The organism is Vreelandella alkaliphila, from assembly GCF_016107625.1.
Taxonomy (GTDB): domain Bacteria; phylum Pseudomonadota; class Gammaproteobacteria; order Pseudomonadales; family Halomonadaceae; genus Vreelandella; species Vreelandella alkaliphila.
In genome coordinates this window covers 96,750-108,509 of sequence record NZ_JABASV010000007.1, presented here as the reverse complement: position 1 = coordinate 108,509, position 11,760 = coordinate 96,750, and the positions used below count along the sequence as shown (strand labels likewise).

At 49.4% G+C, this 11,760-nt stretch carries 8 protein-coding genes; all 8 read right to left on the bottom strand.

All coding sequences use genetic code 11. The features are described 5' to 3' along the window. Window positions 1–12 precede the first annotated feature (12 nt). Window positions 13–1,152, bottom strand: a complete 1,140-nt coding sequence (locus JFC11_RS12165; RefSeq protein ID WP_038484849.1) for a hypothetical protein — start codon at window positions 1,150–1,152, stop codon at window positions 13–15. Window positions 1,153–1,190: 38 nt separating this feature from the next. Then, a complete protein-coding gene (locus JFC11_RS12160; protein WP_038484852.1) occupies window positions 1,191–3,008 on the bottom strand; it encodes an ABC transporter ATP-binding protein in 1,818 nt (605 codons plus the stop codon). Between the two features lie 6 nt (window positions 3,009–3,014). Further along, a complete protein-coding gene (locus JFC11_RS12155; protein ID WP_038484855.1) occupies window positions 3,015–5,273 on the bottom strand; it encodes a polysaccharide biosynthesis tyrosine autokinase in 2,259 nt (752 codons plus the stop codon). A 42-nt stretch (window positions 5,274–5,315) separates the two neighbouring features. Beyond that, complete coding sequence (locus tag JFC11_RS12150; RefSeq protein ID WP_198349639.1) at window positions 5,316–6,467, bottom strand: polysaccharide export protein; 1,152 nt, start codon at window positions 6,465–6,467, stop codon at window positions 5,316–5,318. A 631-nt stretch (window positions 6,468–7,098) separates the two neighbouring features. Continuing rightward, window positions 7,099–7,551, bottom strand: a complete 453-nt coding sequence (locus tag JFC11_RS12145; protein ID WP_038484858.1) for a low molecular weight protein-tyrosine-phosphatase — start codon at window positions 7,549–7,551, stop codon at window positions 7,099–7,101. A 150-nt stretch (window positions 7,552–7,701) separates the two neighbouring features. Then, window positions 7,702–8,934, bottom strand: coding sequence for an O-antigen ligase family protein (locus JFC11_RS12140; protein WP_198349638.1), 1,233 nt, complete (start codon window positions 8,932–8,934; stop codon window positions 7,702–7,704). A 483-nt stretch (window positions 8,935–9,417) separates the two neighbouring features. Then, entirely contained in the window at window positions 9,418–10,314 is an 897-nt protein-coding gene (gene menA, locus JFC11_RS12135) for a 1,4-dihydroxy-2-naphthoate octaprenyltransferase (RefSeq protein ID WP_051626487.1), read from the bottom strand. A 397-nt stretch (window positions 10,315–10,711) separates the two neighbouring features. After that, window positions 10,712–11,701 (bottom strand): GTP 3',8-cyclase MoaA, encoded by a 990-nt coding sequence (moaA, locus tag JFC11_RS12130; protein WP_198349637.1) that lies wholly within the window; start codon window positions 11,699–11,701, stop codon window positions 10,712–10,714. Window positions 11,702–11,760: the final 59 nt, after the last annotated feature.

The following is an 11,760-nucleotide window of genomic DNA, read 5'->3' as shown; positions in this document are numbered from 1 at the left end:
AATGGTGTTATTTCAGTGCACGTCAGGCATCAGCCGATGATGCGAAGCGGCTAATGCCCCTTGTCGGTAAAGGTGCCAACACAACACTAGCACCAACCAAAATAGCGTCGCGCGAAGGCCATTATGGGTAGTCGAATAGATCAACGGTCCGGCCACACCCGCCCAGACATACAGCGGCGCTCGTCGTAGCGCGATAACGATCGTCAATAGGAAAAGCCCTAGGCCTGGCAGCCCGTAGGCAAATAACATGTTGACGAAAGAGGAGTGAATTTCAAGCCCACCGTAGGGAGCAAAACGCTGACGTTCAGCCTCCCCCGCACCTAAAATGGCGTATTCAGGGAAGTTCGTTAGTCGGTCAAATTTGCGTTCTTCATAGACGCTGTCTACTTTACTTGGCGCTCTGTCCAAGCGCGCCTCTAAGTTGCGCAACACTTGTCCATCCGAGCTGATATTGGCGAACAAAACACCCAACAGTAGCAAGGGAAGTAACAGTAGCAAGCGCGCAAAATGCTTAATTTGGCGGGCATTGGCCATGGCCCATCCAATCAGGACCAAGACACCTCCCCCCATTGCTGCTAGCGATGACGCTGCTAGAATCCCCAACACGCCGGAAGCTAGCCCAGCCAATCCCAAGAGCCTCATCCGCGGATGAAAATCATCAAGCATCAATAACACCACCACGCCACATAATGAAAAATAAGCGAGCTGGTTAGGGTTATTGAAACTTCCCGTTGTGCGATTAACTCCCATAGCTAACTGCAACAACACCTGACTACCCGCGATCAATAGCGCGATTGCTACACCGTTACGGATAAGCCCTGTAGCGCGTTCGCCATATACGCTAAGAAAACGTAATAACGCCATGCCCACCAGGAAATTAAACAGGAAAAACTGAGCAGGTCTGAAAAAGCTGGTCGTTCCCAAAATCAGCGTCCAGCTAAGGCAAACCATCAACACCCACAGCACCATCATTCCCCAGCATATGGCGAAGGGTGAAACTTTCAGGTGTTTATCACCTAGTGACATCAACAGCATCACACCCACAAAACCTATCAAGACAAAATCAGTCAGCTGCGGTCCACCACTAGGGAACAAATAAAGACTACTTAATGAAAGACCCAAAAACAGTAGTAGTGCGCCGATTAAGTTCATGGCGATACCCTTTTGTCTATCTTGGAAGAGACGCCTGGCTAGAGATTCGCCATCATCTGGAAAGTATGGTTACGGCTGGCCAAGTCGTCGTAAGTGCCAGCATCAATTACCTGCCCATTCTCAAGCATATAAATGATGTCGCATCCCTTAACAGTCGCTAGACGATGGGCAATCATGATGACGGTCATCTGGCCGGAAAATCGCTGGATGTCTTCCATTACACGGCGCTCGGTAATGCCATCCAACGCACTCGTCGCCTCGTCAAACACCAGCACTCTAGCTTGCTGATAAAGGGCGCGAGCGATTCCCAGGCGTTGGCGCTGCCCACCAGATATCTGAACACCGCGCTCGCCTATGCGTGTTTCAAGCCCCTCCGGGAATCTATCAAGCAGATCATCCAATTGCGCCATACGCAGCGATTCCTTAACCCTCTCAACATCAATATCCTTGCGCTCGATAGCAAAGGCGACGTTTTCGAGGATGCTGGCATCGGACAAAAATATCTGCTGAGGCACAAACCCCACCCCCGCCTGCCATTGGCGTAAATTCTCATGCGTTAAGGGAACACCATCAATCAGTACTTGACCTTGCTGGGGCTCAATCAAGCCGAGTAATAAATCCACCGCCGTGCTCTTGCCACTACCAGAGGTTCCCACTAGCCCCACCATCTGGTTGACGGGGATCGTTAGCGTGAGCCGATCAAGCGCCAAGGCCCGCGTTCCTGGATAGTCGAAGACCACATCCTGGATTTTTATCTCTTGCTGAGGTACCCAAGGCGTTATTGAAGCTGCTGACTGAGTTTCATTAATGGCGATATCGCCGTTTTTCGTCTCATCACGGCTGGCGATCAAGTCATCGCGAATGGCGTTATAAGCGGCTAAGTTGCCGCGAATTTTTGTAAGTGAGGTGTATATCTTTTGAAAACCAGGCAGCATTTTAAAGCCTGCCAGCGCATAAATAGAGAGTGCTGGCAAAATTGCCCCAAGATTACCCTCATAAAGGTTAAGCAGATAAAGCACCAACACAATAACCGAACCAAAAGCTACCAGTTCAATGGCATAACGTGGGGCTTCACTTAGCCCCTGCGTCACTCCTTCACCACGCGCGATAGAATTGCAGGCATCATCAAAGCGTGTGGTAAAACTTGCCTGGCGATGTAGTAAAAGCAGATCCTTAATGCCACCGAATCCTTCACTCATCAATTTAAAACGCTTGGATTGAGCTTTAGAAATTCGTCTTCCGTTAATGATTAAAAAACGCCTAACCGTTTGGTAAAGCAGTAAATAAGTCCCAAAAAAGACCACTACACCAATTATCGCCACCAAGGGATTATAGAGAAAAATGGCTAAGGTCATCAGTGATAGCATGATCAACTTAGCATTAAGCTCCATAACAGGATTGATGATCTTAAGAGACACACGCTGGACTTCCGCAGATACCTTAGTGGTCAGAGCACTGGTATTTTGATTGGAATGAAACAACCAAGGCTGGTGCAGGTAATAGCGGTAGAGGCGACTTGACAGTTCTGCCCCCACACGGGCGCTGTAAAGCGCCAGCCGCCAAGACGTATAGATAGACAGCAAGGCCGCCATCAACAGAACGCCGAGTACCATGGCACCCAATAAACTTAAGAAAGCCTTGGGGCTTTGCATACCGGTAACGCTATACGCCATAGCAAGCCAACCATCGCCCTGGAGCTTATTCATATCTCCCACAACCGCCATAAACGGCCCAATAGCAATGACCCCAGCAATTTGTGCCAACGCCATACCGATAATCAGCACCTGGAGCCTCAATAATTGGCGCCGCTGTTGCTGCGTCAATAACGAGTAGAGTTCGCGTAATTGCTTCAGCATCTTGGATCACCGGTAAGCATAGAGGTAGCTGCCATAGTAGCCATGACGGCTGTTGGTGGTTTTCTTAACGCCGTTTAGGATTGCACCTTTAATATTCACGCCAGCGCTCTCCAGACGGCGTTTAGCAGCCTTAATTTCTCCAGGAGGATGGCTGTCGAAGCGGACTACCATCAAACTGGTTCCCGCCAGCTTACCCACCACCGTTGCATCGGTTACCGCCAGTATCGGCGGCGTATCTACGATCACTAAGTCATAGCACTGGCTCATGGCTTCCAGGAAATCGTGGAAGCTTTGCTGCATTAACAACTCCGATGGATTAGGCGGCACACTGCCCCGAGCAACATAATCCAACCCTTCTAAGTCGCTATGGCGAACAGCTTCTTCTGCATCGATTCGTCGTGCTAACAACTCTGAAAGGCCTTTAACGCCCTTGCTGTGAAACGCATGATGCAGATGTCCACGACGCATATCGGCATCAATCAATAGAACTCTTTGCCCCGCCTGGGCACAGACAGCGGCTAAATTGGCGGCGACAAAGCTCTTGCCAACCCCTGGGCTCGCACCGGTAATCATCAAGCGGTTATTGTCCGATTCGAGCATCGCAAAATAGAGGCTAGTTCGCAGACCACGCAACGCTTCCACCGCAATTTCGGCGGGTTTTTTAATCGCCAGCAAGCCTCGGAAAACTTCCTGAACCTTTTTAGAATGGCGCGGACGAATTCGCTCGGTAAGCCCTGTTTGCCCGCCAGAATCTGGCAGCGTTGCATAGACAGGCAACCCCAACTCTTCCAGTTGCTCGGGTGACTTAATCGCGCGACTCAGTAACAACCGCACGACCACCAGCATCGTGGCCAACAACGCGCCTATCAGTGCACTGACAGCCGTTATCAATGGAATGCGCGGTGCGATAGTGCCCGGATTTAGAATAGCGGCATCAAGGATGCGTACGTTACCCACCGTACCGGCTTTAACCAAACGCATCTCTTGAAGTTGATTGAGCAGTTGAACATACACTTGCTGATTGACCTGACTGTCCCGAGTCAGGCGAAGCACTTCTTGTTGAGTTTCAGGCAATTCATTGACCTGGGCATTGAGACGGTCACGCTCCTCTACGAGTTGAGAGCGCTGCCTTAACAAGGTTTGATAGTTGGGATGCGAGGGGCGGTACCGCTCAGCTAAGTCGGCCTCCCTCATAGCCAACTCGCTGAGTTGATTTTCTACATCTACCACACGGGTGAGAAGATTTTGCGTCTCGAATGTTAAGTCAACTGAGTCACGCTGCGCCCGATAGTCATTGAGCATTCCCTCCGCATTAGATAGCTGATCCCTAACTTGGGGAATTTGCTCGCCAAGAAAGGCGATTTGTTTCTCTGCTTCTTCTGAATGACGCTGCACATTCTGAGTTAGAAAAACCCCTGTTAGGGTGTCAAGTGTCGGCTGGATCTTACTGCGGTCCGCACCACTAAGCATAAGTTCATAGACACCTGATTCAATACCTCTCGGCATCACCTCAAAACGACTCTCAAGGTCTTTTATCGCATTAAGAGACGACATACGCGTCAAGCTGAATTCAGCACCAGGATGGGCAGCTGCCTGGCTAATAAAAAGACGATAACCTACCCCCTCATCTTGAACGGTTTCCCCAACGTTACCGATAAGCACTCGCTCATCTTCTAGCCATAACTCAAAGTTACCCTCTTCCTTTATACGCAGTAGGTGCTCACTTCCCACATGTTCATCGGGCACAGAAAAGCGTGAGACACGCACAGACTCGTTGGCCCACACATAAGGATTTTGCCAGCGACTCTCTTCTCCCATTCCTAACCATTCGCGCATAAAGGCCGGGGTTAGGCTTTCGATTAAATCCTGACTAACCCCATGATTGACAAGAAAGTCTCCAATGACCGGCAATCGACGCGGTTCAACCTTAATCGCCAGGTCTTGCCGTTCAGCTGTTTCTCCCAACACCATACGTGATCGCAATATTTCGAGCTCTGCGGCGGTAGGGTTACCTGGCTGTTGCTCACCCAATGACTCCATAAACGCCAAGTTAGCCCCTCGACTCTCTATCTGAACCAACGCGTCAGCCTGATAGATACGTGGCTGAGAACTGGCATAAAAATATCCTGCCAGGAGAAAAAGCCCCGTTATCGTTACGATAAACCAGCGATGGTCAGATAGTGTGTCGACCAGCTTGCGCAGATTAAGGTCATCACTCTCCTGGGGGCTAGCTGATGATGAAGGTGGATGAGGAAAGTAGTTCATGGTCATGCCTCGCTATTCAGAAATGCTATTCAAAATAGCCACTTAAAGCTCGCTGGCATCATTGGCTACCGTTACAACATTGCCCGGCAGACTAACTGATGGCAGCAGCAGAGAAATGACCGAGTTCCAACGAGCCAGTGGTGCTGATGTCACGTACACCACATCCTGAGGCTGGAGAGGAAAGCGAGTTCCAAGCAATAGCCGTGTAGCATCCCTGATATCTAACTGATAAACAGTGGCGAACTTTTCACTACCTGGCGAGTTACCTCGTACTACAAAAATTCCTGAAGGCTCAGCCCGGCTCTCATTCACACCACCAGCCCTGCCTAATGCATCCGTTAAGGTGATCCGTTCATTGCCAATAGCGATTGTACCGGGACGTACTACCTGCCCCATCACCACTACGTTCTGGTTCTCCATAGTAGGGACATGAAGCAAGTCACCATCACGCAGCAAACGATTCTGCGTCATATCCCCCTGACGCATCATTGCATAAAGTGAGATGCGCTCTTCGCCACCATTACGACTCAACGTTACGTTTCGCCAGTCGGCATTTTCCCGCGCCCCGCCTACTGCACTGATGGCATCCAGGATTGTCATCGGCACGATGGTTAGTGGTAATGTGCCAGGGTTTTCGACAGCACCACTGATATAGACTTTCTGGGAGTTAAACGCCGCGATGCCAACTTCCACTTGCGGCTCATTGATCACATTGGCTAGACGCCGAGTAATTAGGTTACGCACTTCATCAAGCGTCATTCCCTCAACCCTTACACGCCCCACGTATGGATAAAACATGGTGCCATTGGGCCGTATCCGGTTACCGGTTTCTGCTGCTGAGCGCTCAGAACCTGCGGGGATGGTCAGTTCTGGATGGTCATAGACAATCACACTTAAAATATCGCCAGGCCCCACCCGGTACTCATACCCCGGCACCACTGGATTCAATGCGGGAGATGGAACCCGAGAAGAAACATCTCTTTCAAACATCGCATTCACTAAATCTGGGGTGATCTGCTCCACGTCCACTCGTCCATCTAGTGATTGCTCAAGGTTGTCCTGATCAATATGGCCACCAGGGGCCATAGCGCAGCCACTGAGGACTCCCAGGAGCACGATCAATACGAGATAGTGGACTAGTCGAACTGGACTTCTTCTAGATTCCACTCTTTCTACTTCATTGAAATTATTCATGGTTGCTCCCTTTGCTTTTGTCTAGCCACGCTACCGCCCGAGGATTTTGGTCAGGCATTTCCCAGAGCCTTATGGAACACAGCCCAGGCGACATCAATTCACTATCGCCATGAGACAGAACTACCCACTTGGTAATTATTTTTAATGTTACATAAGAATACAAAAAGAATAACTTTATTTACATAACTACCAGAGGGTGAAATAACTACTACTTTTTTGAGCAGGGAGACATGCTTAAGCGGTAGCAAAAACAGGAGAAACTCTAGGTTTCTAGGGAAGGAAAAAAAGGAGAACTGGTATTATTTCAAATAATAATTACGAAAAATCAATATATTAAAAAATATGAATAATATTTAACAATATTGTCATTAGATTTTTACAGTACCTATATAAAGAAAACAGGTGCTCTCTGAAAGCCAATTTTTCATGTAACAGAAACGTTACAAACATAGGATTAACTTAGGTTGGGGCTTTGTGTGCGTAAATTCTTAATTAGAAATCAATCTGGCTATTAATAGCCGCTCGCTGCATCAGTGAAGATTCAGCGAAAGAGAGGAAGGAAAGTCTCAGAAGGAGAAATCTAGAAGGCCACCTGACGCAGATTAGGGGGCCCTGCTCAAAATGACCGGTATCAACGTAGCGTTTTTGGAAGCTTGTCTACCCACAAAAAGCTCGCATCCTTTAACAGCGTATGCACATGCTCAAAGACATCTAGCGTCTTTCTATACGGATCAGGGATGTCTTGCCCTTCACCGTCATTCAGCCAGCGTCCAAGTAACAGCGTCTTACCCAATGCATGTGGTGCTTGCTCACCTAGAGCACGACGTTGGCCTTCCGTCATCACTAAAATAAGGTCGGCTTTTTGAATCATTGGCACTGTCAGTTGGCGTGCACGATGGTGAGTAACATCCAGACCATCCGATTCAGCCAATTGCTGCGCAAACGATGATACGGGCTCACCTTGCAAGGCACCTAAGCCAGCTGAACTGACTTGGCAGTTAGTGAGTTGCTGCCTGAGGATTGCTTCAGCGACAGGGCTGCGACAGATATTACCCGTACAAACTACCAAAATATGCTTGAACATAAGCTACTTATTTCCTTAACAAGAAGCGGAGCGTCTAGTCTTCAAATAGCGTGCTTAATGCATACATCCGATAGCAAGCCGACCCCGCATTCGATACAAAGGTGATAGTCATCAAAGCCATGGGGTATCACTATTGTTGCAGCCAACGCATTAATTAGCGTATCCATAGCGACTCTTCTGCGGAAGTGCCTCGGGAATCTGAACCCACAGGAAAACCAGCCAGCTAGCATATACGGCTATACCTGCAGGGTAAGCGAAAAAAGAGTAGCTCAAACCAAAGCTTATAAAAGCGACTGTCAACAGTACTCCAGCAACAGAAAAAGATTTATACACTGGATTTTCACTACGTAAACCTGGGAGGAAATGCCACAAAGGCACAAGGTAAAGCCCCAGCACCACTAACATGCCAAACAGTCCTCGCCTCACCCAGGCATCCAGTAGATCATTGTGCGCATGCCAGTAATTGCCTAACTTCGGGCTTAGAACCCCTTCAGCTTCTAGCCTTTGCATTGCGGGCTGATAGCCTTCATGTCCGTAGCCCAGGAACGGATGCTCACCTATTAACCACAAGGCACCGCGATACATTTCCAGACGCGCTCCTATAGAGCCAACATCCGTTCCCTCAATATAGTGGTGCACATCAGCTACCGCCTTATTCACCCGCCTTTCCACTCCGCTTTGCGGGATGACATACGCCACCACCAGCACTGCCACGACACAACAGATACCCAACCAACGCCATGCTGCTCGCCATTGATGCGCATAACTGTAGTAAAACACCCCTACCGCTAATGGCAGGGCTAACCAACCACCTCGCGTACCGGAAAGTGCCGATGCCATTACGCCTCCTGCTGCGCCCCCCAGTAACAGTAACAACCAACCAAAACGTGACGCTCTCTGATGCCAGGCCCAGCTCAAACCAGCCAGACATAACAGCGCACTCAATAACGCAAAATTACCGAAGAAAATGGAGTGTAACGGCGGGTGCCCTGTCGCGCGCGTCAATCCAACCCCAAATTTTTGCCACGCAGCCCATCCACCCGCTCCTAACCCGCTTAATGCCAGCCCAGCCCACCACCCTGCTGGCGGTGGTTTAACGGCGCCAATCATCAACACAACCAGCGCAGCTAGCCAAGCGGCTCCCGCCAATGGAAGTGCCTGTTTCAAGCTGCCATGCCATACGCCAATGACAATATCGACGACACCCAGCCCGACGATCAACACTAATAAAAGGTGATCATCACGCCCACTCGTACGCTCTATACAGCGCCAATTTGGTGTTTTTCTCCAAGCAAGGCTTCCCCCTATAAGAGTAACCACCAGCCCTAGCCAATAGCCTAAAGGCACCAACAGCGGGAATGTGGTGATTGCGATAGCCTGCATAAAGCATCTGCCTTGTCAGTGTCACCGGGAAGCAATCTCTAGCTTGTTTACGCAAGCCCATAGCCTTTTAAATACGTGCACACAGTTTGTATTATTTACTTGCACAGTATTGCTGGCAATTTAGATCTATCAAAACTACTCAATAAATTACGCGTAAAATCTAGGCACCGACATAGATTGTAGGGGGAGTTCCCAATTAATAGAACACTATTGATCAGCTTAACCTTATCGATAGTAAAACAAGCTGACGATAGCTTGCGAATAATGAGCCGGCACATTAATCAATAAAGCTTAACAACATCAGCCACACACGATTAAAAAGCTAATTATCTGCAGGCAACAAGAACCTAAGCGCGATGACAATACTCACTGGGAACTTGCTACCAGCGGCTTCTTCTCCCCTTTGCCTCCTCTTTGCAGTGAATAAAAACGCACTAAAAGAAAAGAGAACAGCAGCAATTATTGATCCGCATGTGTTGTTGCTTACGCAAAACGTAGAATCAACCAGACGGCTATCGCTAAAGAATAGAGCGCTGTCTTTCCCAATACTGGATTGAGTGCCGCCCCATCTCGCTGCCAAAACACTACATTTAATCCTACGCCTATTAAGCCCAGGCAGCTCCATACCCCCCAGCGCCAAACTTCTGTTGAGTAAGGCAGAGATACCATCCAGGGGCCGAGCGTTAAGAAGCTAAAAAGCCATCGAGTGGCTCGTGGTCCGAGCCGCACTGCTAGTGTTCGTTTACCAGCCCGCGCATCAGTAAAGCGGTCACGAAGATTATTAACGACCAAAATGGCAGCCACGGGTAGCCCCATCAGCAATGCGCTGATGATGGCTCTTTCGTTTACTGGGCTTTGTTGGGCCAGCAGGCTACCTAACACGGCCACTGGGCCAAAAAACAGCCAGACGGCCACTTCTCCTAATCCCAGATTGGCATAGGGACTCCTTCCACCGCTGTAACCCAGCACACCAAGCAGCGCTAGCCCACCAAACACCCACAATAACCAATGCCCAAAGAGGGCTAGCCATACACCCGTTACCAAGGCAATTCCTAGCATTAGCAGCAGTCCTACCCGCAGCTCACTAACTCCTAACAAGCCAGACTGGAGTGCACGTACTGGCCCTAGACGATCGTGCTGATCGACGCCCGAAAGCCCATCAAAAAGATCATTGGCCAAATTAACCGCAAGCTGTAGCGCTAATGCACTAACTAAGCATAAGCACGCGGTGAGCCAGGAGAAATGGCTTGGCAGGACTAACGCCTGCCCTAGCAAAATGGGGCCTATCGCTGCAGGCAAAGTACGCGGGCGAAGTGTTTGAATCCAGATGGCCAGTTTGTTGCTGGCAAACTCACCTTGAAATGGCTTAGTACGCGTCATTAATTGTCTTTTTTGGGTTATTGATCATTCCTGGGGCATAGCAGCGATTCTAACCCCGTCCTAGTCGATTAATTTAACAAAGGTACTGCTTCGCTTACCGTTAGGACAAATGTTAGCGCATACAAAGGCTCGCCATTAAAGACAAATTGGTGGCAATTTTTTATGCGAAGAAGACAGAGTTAACGACGAGACACGACACAGCATCCTTTCGCAGAACCACTGCCAAAACGGATGAAATCAAGAGGAAATTTATGCCAACTCAAGGAGGGCCGATTCAGTGGCTATCTTAAAATCCCCTTCACCGAAGCTCCTCATATTAAAAATATACTTAGATCACTTCTTAGACTCTATCAAGCAGATACAGTTTGAAGTAAAAACTGCTTTTGGCAACGCTGTACTAACCGCCAGTTGCATTCATAAATCGCAAAACCTGAACCTCACCATCGGTCGTAAAGTGGTGCCGCTCAGGCTTTTTCGTCATCGCCCCCACAATGGCTGCTTTTAGGCGCTGGATCTCCCCCGGATAACGTCGCATTACGGCGCGTAAATCTACCGAATGCTCATTGCCCAAGCAGAGGAGTAGCCGCCCTTCCGCCGTCACTCGAACACGATTACAGGCAGCACAGAAATTGTGGCTATGGGGAGAGATAAAGCCAATCCGCGATTGGCTGTCTGCCATGCGGTAATAGCGGGATGGCCCTAGGGTGGTCTCGGTAGTGGGTAGGAGTGGGTAATGGTTTTCTATGATCTCGCGTACCGCATCAGTGGAAAGAAAGGTTTCACCACGGTTATGCTCGCGGATAGCGCCCAGCGGCATTTCCTCTATAAAGCTGATATCGACTTGTTCATCCCGGGCAAAGTTTACCAAGTCGATAATTTCGTCGTCATTACGCCCTTTAAGCAATACAGCGTTGAGCTTAATCGACTGAAAACCAGCGCGACGTGCGGCACGGATACCCGCGATCACTTGGTTTAAGTCACCTGTTCGAGTTAATGCTTTAAAACGCTCGGGCTTGAGCGAGTCGAGGCTAATATTAAGCCGATCAAGCCCGCCTTGCCGCAAAGCATCGGCATGTTTGACCAGCCCTGAGCCGTTGGTGGTCATAGCCAGCTCGCGCAGGCTCTCCAATTCAGCGAGTTTTTGCACTAGCGTTAGCACGCCCTGGCGTACCAGTGGCTCACCGCCAGTTAGACGGATTTTTTCCACGCCCAGCTCGACGAATGCCTGCGAAAGAGTGGCTATTTCCTCAAGGGTCAGCAATTGGGCTCGAGGCAGGAAGGTCATCTCCTCAGCCATGCAATACACACAGCGATAATCACAGCGATCAGTTACCGATATACGTAGGTAACGCACTGTACGGCCAAACCCATCGACCAAGACGCTCATAGTGAGGGCTCCTCTACTTGAGAACTAACCAGCTGTATGTGTGGCTTGTGATGTGAAGA